This window comes from Stenotrophomonas humi (assembly GCF_001431415.1).
Lineage (GTDB): Bacteria > Pseudomonadota > Gammaproteobacteria > Xanthomonadales > Xanthomonadaceae > Stenotrophomonas > Stenotrophomonas humi.
This window is the reverse complement of sequence record NZ_LDJI01000027.1, coordinates 23,508-43,103: the sequence shown is the minus strand read 5'-3', so window position 1 is coordinate 43,103 and position 19,596 is coordinate 23,508. Positions and strand designations below refer to the sequence as shown.

General features: G+C 64.2%; 16 protein-coding genes. 12 read left to right on the top strand and 4 right to left on the bottom strand.

Translation table 11 applies throughout. The features are described from left to right. Positions 1–10 precede the first annotated feature (10 nt). The 12 genes from asnS to ABB26_RS14280 all read left to right on the top strand — a co-directional run bounded on the left by asnS (position 11) and on the right by ABB26_RS14280 (position 10,327). Complete coding sequence (gene asnS / locus ABB26_RS14335; protein WP_057635341.1) at positions 11–1,405, top strand: asparagine--tRNA ligase; 1,395 nt, start codon at positions 11–13, stop codon at positions 1,403–1,405. Positions 1,406–1,517: 112 nt separating this feature from the next. Continuing rightward, complete coding sequence (locus ABB26_RS14330) at positions 1,518–1,823, top strand: hypothetical protein (protein ID WP_057635338.1); 306 nt, start codon at positions 1,518–1,520, stop codon at positions 1,821–1,823. Continuing rightward, positions 1,820–2,134: a hypothetical protein gene (locus ABB26_RS14325; protein WP_057635336.1), complete on the top strand. Its 315-nt coding sequence runs from the start codon at positions 1,820–1,822 to the stop codon at positions 2,132–2,134. The genes ABB26_RS14330 and ABB26_RS14325 overlap by 4 nt, the downstream gene beginning before the upstream one ends. Positions 2,135–2,143: 9 nt before the next feature. Beyond that, entirely contained in the window at positions 2,144–2,782 is a 639-nt protein-coding gene (locus ABB26_RS14320) for an FMN-binding negative transcriptional regulator (RefSeq protein ID WP_057635334.1), read from the top strand. A 76-nt stretch (positions 2,783–2,858) separates the two neighbouring features. Beyond that, on the top strand, positions 2,859–3,521 hold the full coding sequence (gene can, locus ABB26_RS14315) for a carbonate dehydratase (RefSeq protein ID WP_057635333.1): 663 nt from the start codon (positions 2,859–2,861) through the stop codon (positions 3,519–3,521). 161 nt (positions 3,522–3,682) lie between these two features. Then, on the top strand, positions 3,683–4,210 hold the full coding sequence (locus ABB26_RS14310) for a 3-hydroxyanthranilate 3,4-dioxygenase (RefSeq protein ID WP_057635331.1): 528 nt from the start codon (positions 3,683–3,685) through the stop codon (positions 4,208–4,210). A 64-nt stretch (positions 4,211–4,274) separates the two neighbouring features. Next, positions 4,275–5,552, top strand: coding sequence for a kynureninase (gene kynU, locus ABB26_RS14305; protein WP_057635329.1), 1,278 nt, complete (start codon positions 4,275–4,277; stop codon positions 5,550–5,552). Between the two features lie 19 nt (positions 5,553–5,571). Beyond that, complete coding sequence (locus ABB26_RS14300; protein ID WP_057635327.1) at positions 5,572–6,942, top strand: FAD-dependent oxidoreductase; 1,371 nt, start codon at positions 5,572–5,574, stop codon at positions 6,940–6,942. Further along, complete coding sequence (gene sbcB / locus ABB26_RS14295; protein ID WP_057635325.1) at positions 6,942–8,384, top strand: exodeoxyribonuclease I; 1,443 nt, start codon at positions 6,942–6,944, stop codon at positions 8,382–8,384. The genes ABB26_RS14300 and sbcB overlap by 1 nt, the downstream gene beginning before the upstream one ends. Continuing rightward, positions 8,381–9,067, top strand: coding sequence for a DUF2461 domain-containing protein (locus ABB26_RS14290; RefSeq protein WP_057635323.1), 687 nt, complete (start codon positions 8,381–8,383; stop codon positions 9,065–9,067). Before sbcB ends, ABB26_RS14290 begins: the two co-directional genes overlap by 4 nt. Positions 9,068–9,281: 214 nt before the next feature. Then, a complete protein-coding gene (locus ABB26_RS14285) occupies positions 9,282–9,755 on the top strand; it encodes an SRPBCC family protein (RefSeq protein ID WP_057635321.1) in 474 nt (157 codons plus the stop codon). Between the two features lie 17 nt (positions 9,756–9,772). Then, on the top strand, positions 9,773–10,327 hold the full coding sequence (locus ABB26_RS14280) for a DUF2939 domain-containing protein (protein WP_057635319.1): 555 nt from the start codon (positions 9,773–9,775) through the stop codon (positions 10,325–10,327). An 18-nt stretch (positions 10,328–10,345) separates the two neighbouring features. Here ABB26_RS14280 and ABB26_RS14275 read toward each other — a convergent pair whose 3' ends face one another. The 4 genes from ABB26_RS14275 to ABB26_RS14260 all read right to left on the bottom strand — a co-directional run bounded on the left by ABB26_RS14275 (position 10,346) and on the right by ABB26_RS14260 (position 19,397). After that, positions 10,346–11,722, bottom strand: a complete 1,377-nt coding sequence (locus ABB26_RS14275; RefSeq protein WP_057635317.1) for an NAD(P)-binding domain-containing protein — start codon at positions 11,720–11,722, stop codon at positions 10,346–10,348. 480 nt (positions 11,723–12,202) lie between these two features. Beyond that, positions 12,203–13,147 carry a 5'-nucleotidase gene (locus tag ABB26_RS14270; RefSeq protein WP_057635315.1) on the bottom strand — a complete coding sequence of 315 codons (945 nt, stop codon included), beginning with the start codon at positions 13,145–13,147 and terminating at the stop codon, positions 12,203–12,205. 234 nt (positions 13,148–13,381) lie between these two features. Next, positions 13,382–14,146 (bottom strand): NAD kinase, encoded by a 765-nt coding sequence (locus tag ABB26_RS14265; RefSeq protein ID WP_057635314.1) that lies wholly within the window; start codon positions 14,144–14,146, stop codon positions 13,382–13,384. Between the two features lie 265 nt (positions 14,147–14,411). Then, on the bottom strand, positions 14,412–19,397 hold the full coding sequence (locus ABB26_RS14260) for an NAD-glutamate dehydrogenase (RefSeq protein ID WP_057635312.1): 4,986 nt from the start codon (positions 19,395–19,397) through the stop codon (positions 14,412–14,414). Positions 19,398–19,596: the final 199 nt, after the last annotated feature.

The window sequence follows — 19,596 nt, the reverse complement described above, 5'->3', positions numbered from 1 at the left end:
GATTCATGTCATGACGGTGGTCAGCGTTGCACACGCCCTTGCCGGGAAGTTCCCGGAAGGCGGAGAAGTCACGGTTCGCGGGTGGGTGCGCACAGTGCGCGGCTCGGCAGGACTGGCCTTCGTCAACGTCAGCGATGGCTCGGGCTTTGCGCCGATCCAGGTCGTGGCCACCGAGGCGCTGGGCAATTTCGAGGACATCAAGCGGCTGACCCCCGGCTGCTCGGTGATCGCCACCGGCACGCTGGTCAAGTCGCAGGGCAAGGGTCAGAGCTTCGAGATCCAGGGCCAGAGCCTTGAGATCGTCGGCTGGGTCGAAGACCCGCTGACCTACCCGATCCAGCCCAAGCCGATGTCGCCGGAGTTCCTGCGTGAAGTCGCGCACCTGCGCCCGCGCACCAACCTGTTCGGCGCGGTCACCCGCATCCGCGATTGCCTGTCCAAGGCCGTGCACCGTTACTTCCACGAGAACGGCTTCTATTGGATCAGCACGCCCATCGTCACCACCTCCGACGCCGAAGGCGCCGGCCAGATGTTCCGCGTGTCCACTCTGGACATGAGCAACCTGCCGCGCACCGGCAACGGTGAGATCGACTTCAGCCGCGACTTCTTCGGCAAGGAAACCTTCCTGACCGTGTCCGGCCAGCTGAATGTCGAGGCCTACTGCCTGGCACTGAGCAAGGTGTACACGTTCGGCCCGACCTTCCGCGCCGAGAACAGCCACACCACCCGCCATCTGGCCGAATTCTGGATGGTGGAGCCGGAAATCGCCTTCGCCGACCTGGCCGAAGACGCACGCGTGGCCGAGGAGTTCCTCAAATACCTGTTCCGCGCGGTGCTCGATGAGCGCGCCGACGACATGGCCTTCATCGCCGAGCGTGTGCAGAAGGACGCCATCACCCGTCTGGAAGCGTTCGTCAACGCGCCGTTCGAGCGCATCGAGTACACCGATGCGATCACGCTGCTGCAGAAGTCCGGCAAGAAGTTCGACTACCCGGTCGAATGGGGCCTGGACCTGCAGACCGAACACGAGCGCTGGCTGACCGAGGAACACGTTGGCCGCCCGGTCGTGGTGACCAACTATCCCGAGCACTTCAAGGCGTTCTACATGCGCCTGAACGACGACGGCAAGACCGTCGCAGCGATGGACGTACTGGCCCCGGGCATCGGCGAGATCATCGGCGGCAGCCAGCGCGAAGAGCGCCTGGATGTGCTGGATGCACGCATGGCGCAGTTCGGCCTGGATCCGGAGCATTACCAGTGGTACCGCGATTTCCGTCGCTACGGCTCGGTACCGCATGCCGGTTTCGGCCTGGGCTTCGAGCGCCTGGTGGTTTACGTCTGCGGCCTGTCCAACATCCGCGACGCGATCCCCTACCCGCGCGCACCGGGTTCGGCGGAGTTCTAAGCAGCACACGTGAGGAGCGAGAGATGAGAAGTGAGCAGAACTCAGATCCCACGCCAGTGAGCGGCCTCGGCGGCCTCTCGCTTCTCTCTCCCCTTCACCCGTATCCGCACGCATGACGCTGTTCTTCGCGCTGTGCTTCGTGGGTATCGCCATCGCCGGTCTCAGTGCGTTCCTGATCTTCTGGCCGCTGACTCTGGTGCATATCCGCGACCAGCATCCGGCGCTGGCCGATGAATTCGGCGGCGGTGCCTTTCTCAAACCCGATTGCCTGCGCTGGCTGCTCAATCGCGGCTACGCCGGCATCAGCGACCGCTCGCTGTCCGGCCTTGCCACCCCGGCGCGCATCGCCTTGCTGGTGATGCTGGGCGGGTTGGCCATGGCCGGGTTGCTCGGCCTTTATTCCCAGGTATTGAAATGAACGACCACGACAACGCCACCGACCAGTGGTGGCTCGCACAACTCGGCGGCACCCTGATCTGGGCGCGCCTGCGCGTGCGCCCGGCCGGCACCGCCGAAGTACTGGACAGCGACGGCAATACGCTCAGCTACGACAGCGAAGACACCGCCCGTGCGCAGTTGTTCGACGCCGAATTCGTGTCCTTTGACGGGCTGGACGAAGAAGACGCGCTGGCACGCGGCTTCTCGCTGCATGAAGTGCAGCCGCCGGTTGGCGACGACGATGAAGCCCTGCGTGACCGCATGGTGCAGCTGCTCGGCGGCCGGGCCTGACCCCCACCGATGTTCAGTCCCCGTGCCTTCAGCGAAAACGACCTGCACTGGCTGGATCGCCTACTGGCCCGTGACCCGTTCGTAACGGTGCTGACCACCGGCAGCGACGGCCTGCCCGAAATCACCCGCATGCCGGTGCTTCACCGGCGTCAGGACCAGGACATCACGCTGTTGGGGCACTGGGCACGTGCCAACCCGCAGGCGCGACACAGCGGCGCTGCCAAGGTGCTGGTCGATGGCCCGCACGGCTATGTGTCGGCCAGTTGGTACCCGGACAAGGAAACGGCTGCGCGCGTGCCGACGTGGAACTACGCCACTGCCGAACTGCGCGGCCAGCTGCAGCCGTTTGACGACACCGACGCGCTGGCCGAACTGGTCGGCGCGGTGAGCGAGCATTTCGAGGCCAGCGTTGGCCAGGGCTGGCGCTTCGAGCCCGAGCGCGATGATCACCGTCGCCAGCTGCGCGGCATCGTTGGCTTCCGCTTCACGGTCGAACAGGTACAGATCACGCTGAAGCTCAGCCAGAATCACCCCGAGGCAAATCAGCTGTCGGTCATCAGCAACCTGGAACAACTGGCCTCGCCCGCTTCCGATGAGCTGGCGCAATGGATGCGCTGGCGCCGCGATGAAGTTGCGTCAAGCAACTGACACGCTCCCGTTTCCCGCGACAACGTGGCCATAAAGGCCGCGTCTTGCCCCCACCCGACGTCAGGGACACCGCACGATGAAAGACATCCACAAGCTGCTGCAGAACAACCGCGAATGGGCCGACCGGATTGAAAAAGAGGATCCCCACTTCTTCCATCAACTGGCCACGCAGCAGCATCCGGAGTACCTGTGGATCGGCTGCTCCGACTCGCGCGTGCCGGCCAACCAGATCATCGGCATGGCCCCGGGCGAGGTGTTCGTGCATCGCAACGTGGCCAACGTGGTGGTGCACACCGACCTCAACTGCCTGAGCGTGGTGCAGTACGCGGTGGACCAGTTGAAGGTGAAGCACATTCTGATCGTGGGCCACTACGGCTGCGGCGGCGTGCACGCCAGCCTGAACAACACCCGCGTCGGCCTGGCCGACAACTGGCTGCGTCATGTCGGGGATGTCGCGCAGAAGCATGCGGCCATCCTGGACGCGATCGAAGAGCCTGAACTCAAACACGCACGCCTGTGCGAACTGAACGTGATCGAGCAGGTGGTCAATGCCTGCCGCTCGACCATCGTCCAGGACGCCTGGGCACGCGGGCAGAAGCTGATGGTTCACGGCTGGGTGTACAGCCTGCGCGATGGTCGCGTGCGCGAAATGGGCATCGACGTCGACAGCCCGGATGCACTGCAACCGGCGTATGAAAAGGCCCTGTCGCATGTGCCGCGCAAGGGCAAGCGCGACTGAGGCGCAAGCAGCTGCCCGCTTGAGCCCCTCTCCCGCGCGCGGGAGAGGAGTTGGGCTGAGGGTAAGCTCTGAGAAGCTTTAAAAGCCCCCTCATCCGCCCTTTCAGGGCACCTTCTCCCGCAGGCGGGAGAAGGCACAAGAAAGCAGACATCGAGGCCACCATGCTCGCACTTCCCCTCAATCTCCAAGGCTGGATCGACGAGCACCGGCATCTTCTCAAGCCGCCAGTCGGCAACAAGATGATCGAGAACGGCGACTTCATCGTGATGGTCGTTGGCGGCCCGAACAACCGCAACGACTTCCACTGGGATGAGGGCCCGGAGTGGTTCTATCAGCTGGAAGGCGAGATGGTGCTGCGGGTGCAGGAAGATGGCGCGGTGCGCGACATCCCGATCCGCGCCGGGGAGATCTTCCTGCTGCCACCGCGCGTACCGCATTCGCCACAGCGCATGCCCGGCTCGGTCGGGCTGGTGGTGGAGCGCAAGCGTCTGGAACATGAGCTCGACGGACTGATGTGGTTCTGCCCGCAGTGCAACCACAAGCTCCATGAAGAGTTCTTTCCACTGAAGAACATCGAGACCGATCTGCCCAGAATCTTTGATCGTTTCCATTCCTCGCTGGAACACCGCACCTGCAGTCAATGCGGCACCGTGCATCCGCTGCCGAAGCCGGCCGCTAGCGAGGCCTGAGCGCAAGCGCCGGCATCGCGCGGGCGGGTACACTGCGGCTACATTTGCCACGCGTCCTGTACCGATGAACGACATACTGTCCACCGCCCATGCCGCCGCACTCGATGCCGCCGATCCCCTGCGACATCTGCGCGACCAGTTCCTGATCCCGCAACACCATGGCGCCGACCAGATCTACTTCGTCGGCAATTCGCTCGGCCTGCAGCCCAAGGGCGCGCGGGCGATGGTGCAGGAAGTGCTGGACCTTTGGGCAAGCATCGCGGTCGAGGGCCACTTCACCGGGCCCACCCACTGGATGAACTACCACCGCCTGGTCACCGATTCACTGGCCAGTGTGGTCGGCGCAAAGCCCGAAGAAGTCGTGGCGATGAACACGCTGAGCGTGAACCTGCACCTGATGATGGTCAGCTTCTACCGGCCAACGGCGCAGCGCCCCGCCATTCTGATGGAAGCCGGCGCGTTTCCCACCGACCGCCATGCGGTGGAAGCGCAGGTGCGCTTCCATGGGTTCAATCCGGAAACCGACCTGATCGAAGTGCAGCCCGACGAACCCAATGGCACCATTTCGATGGCCGCCATCGAACGTGCATTGAGCGAGCACGGGCAGCGCGTCGCCCTGGTGCTGTGGCCGGGCGTGCAGTACCGCACCGGGCAGGTGTTTGACCTGGATGCGATCACCCGCCTGGCACGCGCACAGGGCGCCAACGTGGGTTTCGATCTGGCCCATTCGGTCGGCAACGTACCGTTGTCGCTGCACGACGTCGCACCGGATTTCGCGGTGTGGTGCCACTACAAATATCTCAATGCCGGCCCCGGCGCGGTTGCAGGCTGCTTTGTCCATGAGCGCCATGCACGCGATACCACCCTGCCCCGCTTCGCCGGTTGGTGGGGCCATGAACAATCGACCCGCTTCAAGATGGCGCCGGAATTCGTGCCGGAGCTGGGCGCTGAAGGCTGGCAGCTGAGCAATCCGCCGGTACTCGGCCTGGCCCCGCTGCGCGCGTCGCTGGCGCTGTTCGACGAAGCAGGCGCCGATGCATTGCGCAGCAAGTCGCTGCAGCTCACCGGCTATCTGGAAACGATGGTGCGCGCGCGTCTGTCCGAGGTGCTGCAGATCATCACACCAAGCGAACCCGAACGCCGTGGCTGCCAGCTTTCATTGCGCGTCAATGGCGGCCGGCCGCAAGGGCGCTCGCTGTTCGAGTTCCTGCAGGCCAACGGCGTGCTCGGCGATTGGCGCGAGCCCGATGTGATCCGCATCTCGCCCACGCCGATGTACAACCGCTACCAGGACATTCACCGCTTCGTCGAAGAAGTGGAGAACTGGGCCCGCCGCAGCTGATCCAACGGAACCTCTTGAGTTGACCATTTCCTCCCCCCGCAGTCTCACCATCATCGGCGCCGGCCTGGCCGGCTCCCTCCTGGCCATTCTGTTGTCCCGCCAGGGCTGGCGGATCACGCTGTACGAGCGCCGCGGTGATCCGCGCATCGCCGACTACGAGTCGGGCCGCTCCATCAATCTGGCCCTGGCCGAACGCGGTCGCAATGCACTGCGTCAAGCCGGCGTCGAAGACGCGGTCATGGCCAAGGCGGTGATGATGCGCGGGCGCATGGTGCATCCGCGCAGCGGCGAGCCAGAGCTGCAACGCTATGGTCGCGACGACAGCGAAGTGATCTGGTCGGTGCATCGCAAGGACCTCAATACCACCTTGCTACAGCTCGCCGAAGAAGCCGGCGCGCGCTTCCACTTCCATCGTCGTCTGCACACGGTGGATTTCGATGCCGGCTACGCACGCTTCATCGACGACCGTGACGACCAGGCGCACGACATCCATTTCACGACGCCGCTGATCGGTGCCGATGGCGCTGGCTCGGCACTGCGTGCAGCGATGAATCGCAAATCACCGCTGGGCGAGCGCATCGAGTTCCTCGACCATTCGTACAAGGAACTGGAAATCCCTCCCGGCGCCGATGGCGGCTTCCTGATTGAAGGCAACGCGCTGCATATCTGGCCACGTGGCAAATACATGTGCATCGCCCTGCCCAACGATGAAGGTACATTCACCGTTACGTTGTTCCTGCCCAACCAGGGCGAGCCGAGCTTTGCCAACGTCCGCACTGGCGCCGAAGCCGAGGCCCTGTTCCAGCGCGAGTTCGCGGACGCGTTGCCGCTGATCCCCAACCTGCGCAGCGACTGGGAACAGCACCCGCCAGGCCTGCTCGGCACGCTGTACCTGGACCGCTGGCACCAGGGCAGCAAAGCGGTTCTGGTGGGTGATGCCGCGCATGCGATGGTGCCGTTCCACGGCCAGGGCATGAACTGTGCCTTCGAGGATTGCGTGGTGCTGGCCCGCACGCTCGCCGAGCATGAAGACACCGCACAGGCGTTTGCCGCGTTCGAACGCGAGCGCCAACCCAACGCGGCCGCCATCCAGCAGATGGCCCTGGACAACTACCTGGAAATGCGTGACCACGTCGCCGATCCGGCGTTCCTGCTGCAGCGCGAGCTAGAACACGCACTGCAGGAACGCTGGCCCACACGCTTCGTGCCGCATTACACGATGGTCACCTTCCTGCATACCTCGTACGCGCTGGCACTGGAACGCACCCGCATCCAGCAGCGCATCCTTGCCGATGCCACCGCCGGCCAGCAGACGCTGCAGCACATTGACTGGGCAGCGCTGGAAAAAATCGTGCATGAGCAGTTGCCGATCCTGGAAGGAGCGCACTGATGGCCGAGAGCTTCCTGTTCTACGACCTGGAAACCTTCGGCCAGGACCCACGCCGCACCCGCATCGCGCAGTTTGCCGCGATCCGTACCGACGAGCAGTTGCGGCAGATCGATGAGCCGGTGAGTTTCTACGTCAAACCCGCCGATGACCTGCTGCCCTCGCCCATCGCCACCTTGATCACCGGCATCACGCCGCAACACGCGCTGGCCGAAGGCGTCAGCGAAGCCGAAGCGTTTTCGCGCATCCAGGAACTGATGGCGCGCCCGCAGACCTGCACGCTGGGCTACAACACACTGCGCTTCGACGACGAATTCGTCCGCTACGGGCTGTTCCGCAATTTCCACGATCCCTACGAACGGGAATGGCGCGGCGGCAACTCACGCTGGGACCTGCTGGACATGCTGCGCCTGGTGCATGCACTGCGCCCGGATGGCATCAACTGGCCGCAGCGCGAAGACGGCGCCACGTCATTCAAACTGGAACACCTGGCCATCGCCAACGATGTCCGTCAGGGCGATGCACACGAAGCCCTGTCTGACGTGCACGCCACCATCGGCATGGCCCGGCGTTTCCGCGACACCCAGCCGCGCATGTGGGACTACGCCCTGCGCCTGCGCGACAAACGCTATGTGGGCACGCTGCTGGATGTGGTGGCGATGCAGCCGGTGCTGCATATCTCGATGCGCTACCCGGCCAGTCGCCTGTGCGCGGCACCGGTGCTGCCGCTGGCCCGCCACCCGCACATCAACAACCGGGTGATCGTGTTCGACCTGGAAGGCGACGTCGACACCCTGCTGGATCTGTCGGTGGAAGAGATCACCAGCCGGCTCTACACCCGTGCCGCCGATCTGCCCGAAGGCCAGCAGCGCGTGCCCTTGAAGGAAGTGCACCTGAACAAGGTGCCGGCGCTGGTGGCGTGGAATCATCTGCGTGAAGCAGATTTTGAACGCCTGGGCATCAACCCTGCCGACGTCGAAGCCAAGGCCGCGAAGCTACGCGCGATTGGCCCCCAACTGGCCGAGAAAGCGCGCCAGGTATTCGCACGCGAGCGCAGCATCGACGGGCCGATCGATGCCGACGCCTCGCTGTACGACGGCTTCCTGGCCGAAGGCGACAAGGGCCTGTTGAGCAAGGTCCGTACTGCGCCGCCGGAAGCACTGGCGGAGCTGGAACAGCGCTTCCGTGACCCGCGCCTGCCGGAGCTTCTGTTCCGCTACCGCGCCCGCAATCATCCCGACACGCTGGATGCCACGGCGCGCGAACGCTGGAACGCCTACCGGCGCGCACGGCTGTTGGAAACACCCAGCCTTGGCGAGCAGCTGTTGCCGGACTACGTCGCGCAGATAGCCTCCCTGCGTGAGGAACACCACGACAACCCCACTTCATTGGCCCTGCTCGATGCGTTGGACCAATGGGGTCATGACCTGCAGAAATCACTATGAGCCAGTATTTCAGCGACGCCAGCTTCAAGTTCCTGCGCGGCCTTGCCCGCCACAATGACAAGACCTGGTTTGCCGAGCACAAGCAGCAGTACGAAGACCATGTGCGGCAGCCGTTCCTGCGCCTGATCACCGACCTCCAGCCGGACTTGAGCCAAGTCAGCGAGCACTTCCAGGCCGACCCCCGCACGGTTGGAGGCTCGTTGTTCCGCATCTACCGCGACTCACGCTTCTCCAGCGACAAGACGCCGTACAAGACCTGGCAAGGTGCGCGGCTGTTCCATGAGCGTCGCAAGCAGGTTCCCGCGCCGTCGTATTACATCCACCTAGCACCGGGCGAGAGTTTTGTCGGCGCCGGCATCTGGCACCCCGAGCCGGACGTCCAACGGCGCCTGCGGCAGTTCATCTTCGACAACCCGGGCAGCTGGAAAGCCGCGGCACATGCGCCGGCCACCCGCCGCCGCTATGAGTTCGAGACCAGCGAAAAACTGGTGCGTTCGCCGCGTGGCTTCCCGGCTGATTTCGAGTTCATCGACGACCTCAAGCATCGCAACTGGGTGCTGTGGCGCTCGCTGGACGACGCCACCATGACCGGCCCACGCCTGCGCCAGACGCTGGCCAAGGACCTGGCCGCATTGGGCCCGTTCGTTGACTACCTGTGTGCCGCGCTGGACCTGGAGTTCTAAGGATCGGTGAGGCGGCTTGCCCCGTGCAGGTGCAGCCCCGGTCGCGAAACCGGCTTGGCGACAAGTTGCGGGAATCATCGCAACCAAATGATGCAGTGGCTTGGCGACCAAGGCTGCTCTTGCATGCGGCAGCCTGTCCAACTCCTGAAAGCTTCACACGCCCGCACACGGTTTGCGGCAACCTTGTGGCACCGCCGACCCCGAGGCTGCCGCCATGTCCTCCATCCATCACCAGATCTGGATCGACGCTCCGCTGACCACCGTCTACGACGCGCTTGCCGGTGCTGATGGACTGAGCCATTGGTGGGTGCCGCACCAGCAGACTGTCCGCGATGGCGACACGTTGATCAGCCACAACCCCGGCGGAGCCCATGGCACGGTGGTGATGAAGGTGCTGGAAACCGTGCCGGGTCAGCGGGTGCGCTGGGAGGTCATCAGCCACCATCCGGCACAGAGTCCGGCCTCGACCTGGGCTGGCACCGAGATCCGCTTCGACCTGTCCCGACGGGCCAGTCCCGGCGCGTGGCGCGGCCTGTCGCATGAGGGCGAACCGATGACTGTGCTGGAGTTCCAGCATCTGGGCTGGGAGCCGCAGAATGAGTACTACGGCTTCTGCAGCCAGGCCTGGGCCGAAACCCTGGTGCTGCTGCGCCGCTGGGCGGAAGCCCAGACCAATCACCGCCATTGACTGGACGGACGTACGCAATGAAGAAATGGATCATCGCCGTGGTTGTGCTCGTGGCGCTCGCCATCGGCGGCTATGTGGTCGCCGGGCCTTACCTCACCATCCGCGGCATCAGCAACGCCATCGAACAACGCGACACCGGCAAACTGCAGCGCTACGTGGATTTCCCCGCGCTGCGGGTCAACCTCAAGGCGCAGGTCAATGACTACGTGGTCCGCCAGGCCGGCAGCCAGATGCAGTCCAGTCTGTTCGGCGCGATCGTCGTCGGTGTGCTCGGCAACGTGACCGGTGCCGGTGTCGACACGCTGGTGACGCCCCTCGGCGTTGCTGCCCTGCTGCAGGGTGACAACGCGTGGAAGCGTGCGACCGGCGACACCGTCGGCGGCGACACCTGGGGCCCACCGTCGCCGGCAAAGCCCTTGGCCGACACACACGGGCGTTATGAATCGCTGTCGCGCTTCACCGCCACCACCCGCCTGCAGGATGGGCGCGAGCTGGTGTTCGTGCTCAGCCGCCAGGGCCTGCGCTGGCGGCTGACCAACATCATCCTGCCCACGGGGCAGGCGCCAGGCTGAGCCCGGCGCCTGCCTGCGTCAGGCAATGCGTCGCACGGGCGCTTCTTCCAGCAGGCTGTCCGCCAGGAACGCCTCCAACGAATCGTCCATCGCCTCCATCCACGGCGTGTGGTGTGGCGGCGCCAGCGTCCCGGTCAACACCGAGCGGTAGCTGCAATTGCGGTAGCCAAGAATGTCGTCCTTCTTGTCGTGCTTCCACTGCTTGAACAAGTCCGCCACGGCTTCCACGTCGAATGCGGGGTAATCGGTGACATCAAGCAGGTCACGCACATAGTCCGTCTGGAAATCGATGTCCTGCTCGGCCGATTGGGAGGCTTCCTCACGGGCCACCCAGGCTTCGCTGTCGGCACGCATAGTGCTGGCATCCGGCAATGCGATGCGCCCCAGGATCACGTCACGCGCATACCATGCCTGCGCGTCGAACATGTTGAACGTGTAGTACTGGTCCTGCATACCCAGGTACATCAGCTTGGGATTGTCGATCCAGAACACGCCCTTGTAGATGTCACCCGGATACAGGCGGTTGCGCGTACGCAGGCTCAGCTCATCGGGCAGGAACGGGAAGTGATGCTGATAGCCGGTGCACAGCACGATCGCATCCACCTCCTTGGATGTACCATCGGCAAAGTGCGCGGTGTTGCCGTCCACGCGTAGCAGCAGTGGTTTTTCGTCGAACGCTGCCGGCCAATCGTGACCCATCGGCGTGCTGCGATAGCTGAAAGTCACCGACTTGGCGCCGTACTTGTAACACTGGGTACCGATGTCTTCGGCCGAATAGCTGCTACCGACCAGCAGGATGTCCTTGCCGGTGAACTCGCAGGCATCGCGGAAGTCATGCGCATGCAGCACGCGGCCGGGGAAGCACTCCAAGCCTTCAAAGAACGGCGCATTGGGCGTGGAAAAATGCCCGGTCGCCACGATCACCCGGTCGAACTCTTCCGACACCAGCTCGTCTTTCTTCAGGTCGCGCACGTTGACGGTGAAGCGTCCGGTCTGCTCCGAATAGTCCACCCACTGCACCGCCATGTTGAAGCGGATCTGATCGCGCACACCGCTCTTCTCGATGCGGCCCATGATGTAGTCGCGCAACACCGCACGCGGCGGGTACGAGGCAATCGGGCGACCGAAATGCTCTTCAAAGCTGTAGTCGGCAAACTCCAGCGCTTCCTTCGGCCCGTTGGACCAGAGATAGCGATACATGCTGCCGTGAACCGGCTCCCCGTAGGCATCCAGCCCCGTACGCCATGTGTAGTTCCACATCCCACCGAGATCTGACTGCTTTTCGTAACAGACGATCTCCGGTACTTCAGCACCTGCTCGGCGGGCGGATTCAAATGCACGAAGTTGTGCCAGGCCGCTGGGGCCAGCACCAAGAATGGCGATACGCATGGTCATTGGGGTTGTTTCTCCTGTGTAACTGCTGCCGCGAATGAACGTGACAGCACGGCGCAAGGGCGCGTGGTGCGCAGCGCAGGAGAGACAATGCGTCCGGTCCCGCGCGGCGCGCGAAACACCCGGCAGCCGCCCGGGGGCAGCATTGGCGAGGAGTGGCAGACTGAAGAAGCTACCGGTCGAGGCGAAGCCCCGTCCCTACATCACCGGGTGGTTGCTGTGCGGGTGGGATGGATCTGCCGCAGTCGTGCAGATCAAGGGCGCGGCAGGATTGCCGCTGGGCGTGAATGAACCCGCGAAAGCGTTTTCATCCTAGCATGCGATCAGCAACAGGCTGTAACCGCGCGCCTCGTTGCAACGCTGAAACCGGTGCGATTCGCGAAGCTGACCAAGCGTCAACACCGGCGAAAGCCTGCATTTGCAGGCTTCTCCGTCGAACGCAAACGCGGGCTGGCAGCTGTCCCGCACTACGATGCAGCCTGCTCAGTCAGGATTGGCAACACCGTGCGGCACATGACCGGCGGCCACATGCTGACGCGCACTGTCGATGTTGTGCTGCGAATCATCAAAGAAGATATCGGCGCCGAATGCTTCCAGGAACGGCCCCTTGTGGCGCCCACCCAGGAACAAGGCTTCGTCCAGTCGCACGCCCCATTCGCGCAGCGTGCGGATCACCCGCTCATGTGCCGGCGCCGAACGCGCGGTGACCAGCGCCGTGCGGATCGGTGCCGCTTCGCCCGGCGGGAACGCAGCCTGCAGCGCATGCAGTGCCGACAGGAAATTGCGGAACGGACCACCACTCAGCGGCTCGTGCGCGCGCTCGCGCTCATGCCGACCAAACGCCTCCACACCCTGCTCGCGGGAAATGCGCTCGCTTTCATCGCCGAAGATCACCGCGTCACCATCGAAGGCAATACGCAGCTGTGAGGTCGGTCGTCCGGTATCCGTGGCGGCGGCGGTCGCGGCACTTACATCCGCCGCACTCTGCGGCAGGATCGTCGCAGCGGCGATACCGTGCACCAATGCTCGTCGCACCGACTCCGGATTGGCGGAGAGGAACAGGTCGGTGCCGAACGGCTTTACATACGGCCAGGTCGGCTCACCTGCGGTGAACGTCGCGCGGATGATGCCCAGGTCGTAGTGCTGGATGGAGTTGAAGATGCGCAGGCCGGTATCGGCCGAATTGCGCGACAACAGGATCACCTCCACCCGCGGTGTTTCGCCCGGCGCGCCATCGTTGAGCGCCAGCAGCTTGCGCACCACCGGGAAAGCGACGCCCGGCTTGAGCACATCGTCTTCGTGTTCGCGCTGATAGGCGGCGTAGGCTTCCAGCCCGTCGCGCTCGAACAGCGCGTGCCCTTCTTCCAGGTCGAACAATGCGCGCGAGGTCACCGCGACGGTGAGAAGCCGGGGAGTGTTGTCACCCATGAGCGATGAACCCAATGACTATCAAGGAACGGAGCCCAGTCTACCCGGATCCTGCAGCGGCCTCCGCCCTCTCGACGCGGCCCACCTAGGGCCGGCTTGACGGAAACTGCATGCTTGTCTGCACGCCAACCGTACTTGCAACCGCTGGCCGGGCTCACCGGAGACATTGCCGGCAACGCCTGGAGGAGCCAGGCTCCGCTCCATGAACGCCTCCGATGCACCAGCAGTCCGCCTTCAGACCATGAACTGTTCGCTGAGGATGCGTTCTTCGAGATTGTGCTCGGGATCGAACAGCAGGGTCACCTGGCGCTCGCGCGATTCGCGGATGGTCACTTCCACCACGTCACGGGTTTCGTGCGAATCGGCGGTGACGCTGACCGGGCGCTTGTACGGGTCGAGCACGCGGAAGCGCACTTCCGTTTCGGCCTTGAGAATCGCCCCTCGCCAGCGGCGTGGCCGATAAGGCGCCAGCGGCGTGAGGGCGATGGTGTTCGAGCCCAGCGGCAGGATCGGACCATGCGCGGAGTAGTTGTATGCGGTGCTGCCGGCCGGGGTTGAAACCAGCACCCCATCGCAGATCAGCTCTTCGACCCGGGGCTGGCCATTGAGATCAATGCCGATATGCGCCGCTTGCCGCGTCTGCCGCAACATCGAGACGTCGTTGTAGGCCAACGAGCCGGTGCTGGTACCCGATTCGGTCAGCGCGATCATCTCCAGCGGCCGCAGATGCGCCGGCTCGGCGAGTGCAAGACGCTCGATCAGATCTTCTTCGCGATGATGGTTCATCAGGAAGCCAACGGTACCCAGCTTCATGCCGAACACCGGTTTTCCCTTGCTGCCATGGCGGTGCAGGGTCTGCAGCATGAAACCGTCCCCGCCCAGCGGGCAGAGAACATCGGCCTCTTCCGGATCATGGTTGCCGTAACGGGCAATCAACAGCGCGCGTGCCTGCTGCGCGGCCTCGACGGTGCTTGCGAGAAAAGCGATTCGGGGGGACACGGGCGTCTTTGGGTTCGGCTCAGGGGGCGAGGATAACCCGCCACGGCGAAAGCAACAGCATTGCCCTCCGCCCAACCCCTCTCCCACGCGCGGGCTGGGATGAGCCGGCTGCGAACCACGGTTCGCTGCTCCTTGAACACCCTTGCGCTGACGCAAGGACGGGAGCGTGGAGCGGGATTGGGGTAAGTGCAGCTTTGTCACACCAGAAACAAAAAAGCCGGACCTGCAGTACGCAGGCCCGGCTTCTCAACCTCAAACCGCTTGCTTAGACGCCGTGCGCCGCCAGCTGGCCCAGACGCTGCACCGCGACCGACACGGTCGGGTAATCCAGCGTCTTCTGCTCTGCCAGTTCAGCCAGCATCGACAGGGTGAAACGCAGGCTGCTGTCGTCACGGTTCAGCCAGGCAGCGACCTTGGCTTCGGCGTTGGCCCCCTTCATGGTCAGCACCTGACCGGCCAGGTTGCGCTGGTGCGCCGCCAGTTCGTCACGCAGCACGCCACGGGCAACCGCGTGCCAACGGCCATTGACCTCCAGCGCGTCGATCTGTTCGAACAGCCACGGCATCTGCAGGGCTTCGCCCAGGCGGAAGTGGACCTTGGACACATCCACCGGCTTGAGCTTGCGGGTGCGCGCCAGTTCGATGATGTCGAACGCCGGCTCCAGGAACTGCAGCTCGGACAGCTGCTGCGACAGCGCCGCCGGCAGGCCCTTTTCCTTCCAGGCCTTGACGCTGGCCTCATAGGCCGGGCGCTGCGAATCGGACAGCACGCCCGAAGCGACGCGGATGTCGTTGAACGGACCCTGGTAACGCTCCACCGCGGCGGTGATGCCCGGCATCGCGCCCGGACGGCTCAACAGCCAACGCACGAACGAACGCTGCAGCTTCCAGATCACTTCCAGCGCGTCCACCTGCACCGCTTCCGGCAAGGTGCCGTCGAGGGCATCGATCTGCGTCCACAGCGCGCGGGCATCCAGCGTTTCACGGCTGATGGTGTAGGCCTTGGCGACTTCGGCCACGGTACGGCCGGTGTCTTCCTGCATGCGCATCAGGAAGGTGGCGCCCATGCGGTTGATGGTCTGGTTGGTCACTGCCGTGGCGATGATTTCGCGCTTCAGGCGGTGACGCTCCATCGCATCGGCGTACTTCTTCTGCAGCGGCAGCGGGAAGTAACGCAGCAGCTCCTTGGACAGGTACGGGTCTTCCGGGATGTCCGACTCCAGCAGCTGCTGGAACGCGACGATCTTGGAGTACGACAGCAGCACCGCCAGTTCCGGACGGGTCAGGCCCTGGCCGCGCAGCTTGCGTGCCGACAGCTCGGCGTCGGACGGCAGGAACTCGATCTGACGATCCAGCAGGCCCTGCTTTTCCAGCGTGCGGATGAAGTGCTGCTTGGAGCCCAGACGGGTCGCGCTCATGCGCTCCATCAGGCTCAGTGCCTGGTTCTGACGGTAGTTGTCCATCAGCACCAGACCACCCACCTCCTCGGTCATCGAGGCCAGCAGCTTGTTGCGCTGCTCGACGGTGAGCTTCTTGGCGCGCACCACGTCGTTGAGCAGGATCTTGATGTTGACTTCGTGATCGGAGGTATCCACACCGGCCGAGTTGTCGATGAAGTCGGTGTTGAGCAGCACACCCACCTGCGCGGCTTCGATGCGGCCCAGCTGGGTCATGCCCAGGTTGCCGCCCTCGCCCACGATCTTGCAGCGCAGCTCACCACCGTTGACACGCAGCGCGTTGTTGGCGCGGTCGCCTACATCGGCGTGGGTCTCGGTGGCGGCTTTGACGTAGGTACCGATGCCGCCATTCCACAGCAGGTCCACCGGCGCCTTCAGCGCGGCATTCATCAGGTCGGTCGGGGTCATTGCCTTGATGCTGGCGTCGATGCCCAGGGCTTCGCGCACCTGCGGGGTGATCTCGATCGACTTCAGCGAGCGGGCATAGATGCCGCCGCCCTTGCTGATCAGCTTGGCGTCGTAATCGGCCCAGCTCGAACGCGGCACCTTGAACATGCGTGCGCGTTCCTTGAACGAGCTCGCCGCCACCGGGTTCGGGTCAAGGAAGATGTGGCGGTGGTCGAACGCGCAGACCAGGCGGATGTGCTCGGACAGCAGCATGCCGTTGCCGAACACGTCGCCGGACATGTCGCCGACACCGACCACGGTGAAGTCCTGCTTCTGGCAATCCTGGCCCAGCGCACGGAAGTGGCGCTTGACCGATTCCCACGCACCGCGTGCGGTGATGCCCATGCCCTTGTGGTCGTAACCGACCGAACCACCCGAAGCGAACGCGTCATCCAGCCAGAAACCGTGTGCACGGGCAATGCCGTTGGCGGTGTCGGAGAACGTCGCGGTGCCCTTGTCGGCGGCCACCACCAGGTACGGATCATCCTGGTCATGACGCACCACGCCCACCGGCGCCACGATCTTGTTGTTGACGATGTTGTCGGTGATGTCGAGCAGGCCGTTGATGAAGCGCTTGTAACAGGCCACGCCTTCGGCGAACCACGCATCACGATCCACCGCCGGGTCCGGCAGCTGCTTGGCGAAGAAGCCACCCTTCGAGCCGACCGGCACGATCACGGTGTTCTTCACCATCTGCGCCTTGACCAGGCCCAGCACCTCGGTGCGGAAGTCTTCGCGACGGTCGGACCAGCGCAGGCCACCACGGGCCACCGGGCCGAAGCGCAGGTGGGTACCTTCCACGCGCGGGCCGCACACGAAGATCTCGCGGTACGGGCGCGGCTTGGGCAGGTCCGGCACCTTGGCGGCGTCGAACTTGAAGCTGATGTAGTCGGCCGGACCGCCATCAGCGCGCACGCCATCCTTGCGGACCATGTAGTAGCTGGTACGCAGGGTGGCTTCGATCACGCCGATGAAGCTGCGCAGGATGCGATCCTCGTCCAGGCTGGACACGCCGTCCAACAGCTTGACCAGCGCCTCATGGACCACCGCCATGCGGGCATCACGGGCGTTCTTGCGCGCCTTGACCACGCCGTCGAGCACCTTGAGGGTGGCCGCGTCGTCACCGATCAGCGCCTTGAACTGGGCCAGCTGTGCATCCATCGTCGCCTTGTCGGCGCTCGGGTTCGGATCGAAGCGGGCCTCGAACAGTTCCACGATCAAACGCGCCAGCAGCGGATAACGGTTGAAGGTGCCTTCCACATAAGCCTGCGAGAACGGCACGCCGATCTGCAGCAGGTACTTGCAGTAGCCACGCAGCATCGACACCTGGCGCCAGTCCAGCCCGGCGCCCAGCACCAGACGGTTGAAGCCGTCGTTCTCGGCGTCGCCGTGCCAGATATGGGCAAAGGCTTCGCTGAAGCCGGCGTTGGCGCTGGCCGGGTCGATCGCACCGATGGTGGATTCGACCTCGAAGTCCTGCACATACACCGGTGCGTCATCGACCATCAGGCGATACGGACGCTCGGCGACCACGCGCAGGCCCATGTTTTCCATCATCGGCAGCACGTCGGACAACGGAATGTCGTCCAGCTGGCGGTACAGCTTCAGGCGCAGGCCTTCGACACCGTCGCGGTTGGTGGACTGCAGGCTCAGGCGCAGGTCGTCCGGGCCGGTCAGCGCATCGAGCTGGGCCACGTCAGCCGCGGCGATCTCGGCGCTGGAGTCTTCGATGTAACCGGCCGGCAATGCCTTGCCGATACGCGAGGCAATACGCAGGCCTTCGCTTTCACCATGGCTGTTGACCAGCGCTTCGCGCAGATCGTCCTGCCAGTTGCGCAGTACGTTGGCCAAGCGCTTTTCCAGACCTTCGGTGTCCAGATCCAGGCTCTGGCCGGCCTTGGGACGCACGATCAGGTGCACCTGGGCCAGCGGCGAATCGCCCAGCACCACGCTGGAATCGACGTACTCGCCCTGCAACGCATCCTTGAGCATGCTTTCAACACGCAGGCGCACGTCGGTGTTGAAGCGTTCGCGCGGCAGGATCACCAGTGCGGAGATGAAGCGGCTGAACTTGTCGCGGCGCAGGAACAGGCGGCTGCGCACGCGCTCTTGCAGGCCCAGCACGCCCATGGCGGTGCGGAACAGTTCGTCCTCGCTGGACTGGAACAGCTCCTCGCGCGGCAGCGACTCCAGGATGTGGCGCAGTGCCTTGCCGCTGTGGCTGGACAGGCTCAGGCCCGAACGCTGCATCACGTTCTCATAGCGCTGGCGCACCAGCGGGATTTCCCACGGGCGGCGGTTGTAAGCGCTGGAGGTAAACAGGCCAAGGAAGCGCTGCTCACCGATGATCTTGCCCTTGGCGTCGAATTCCAGCACGCCGATGTAGTCCATGTAGCCGCTGCGGTGGATGCGCGAGCGGGCATTGGTCTTGGTCAGGATCAGCGCGTCGTGCAGGCTGCTGGTGGCGTTCAGGCCCTCTGCGGCCAGACCCTTGACCGGCCGCGCGACCATGGTGTCCTTGCCGCGCATCAGGCCCAGGCCGGTGCCGTTCTGGGCGACCAGCACTTCTTCCTTGCCCTTCTTCTCTACCTTGTATTCGCGGTAGCCGAAGAATGTGAAGTGATTGTCCGCCGCCCAGCGCAGGAATTCCTGTGCTTCCAGACGCGATGCCTGGCTGACCGGCAGCGCGCGCTTGCCCAGGTCATCGGCCAGCGCCAATGCCTTGTCGGTCATCGGCTGCCAGTCCTTGACGATGGCACGCACGTCGTCCAGTGCATCGCTGACGCGCTTGGCAACGACGTCAAGGTTGGCGGCGGGCTGGCGGTCGATCTCCAGCAGCATCACCGATTCCAACGTACCGTTGCCCACACCCGACAGCTTGCCGGCCTTGTCACGCGCAATGCTGATGACCGGATGGCCCAGCACATGCACGCCGATGCCCTGCTCGGCCAATGCCAGCGTCACCGTGTCCACCAGGAACGGCATGTCGTCGTTGACGATCTGCAGCACCGTGTGGCCCGACTCCCAACCATCGGCCTTCAAGGTCGGGTTGAAAACGCGCACGTTCGCCTTGCCCGCCTTGCGGGTACGTGCGAACTCCAGCATGCCTGCGGCCAGCACGGCCCAGTCGTCGGCGGAGTGCTGCTTGAACTCGTCCGCTTCCATGCGCTTGTAGAACGCCGTGGCGAATGCAACCGCCTGCGTCTGCGCCGCAGCTGCGGAATAACGCTTCCGCAAGGCTGCAAAAACCGGTTCGAGCGAGAGGCCGGCCTCCACGGTGTTCTGCTTTACGACAGCCGGTTTGGATTTGGTTTTTGCAGACTTGGGAGCGTTGTTTTGCGATTTCATGACAGAGCTTGGGTGCTGCTCGTTGGAGAAAACGCGATTGTATCCCTCGCAACAAAAAGTGCCTTGCTGCAGGGCCGCAATATCGCGGGTGCATGACGACGAAAAACCACGCTATTGCGCGGAAAGCGGCACAGATCGTCGCCACTGCATGTCTGCCACCTGAATCTCGGACGCTCACCGTTGCTCCGCTTCGATGCCG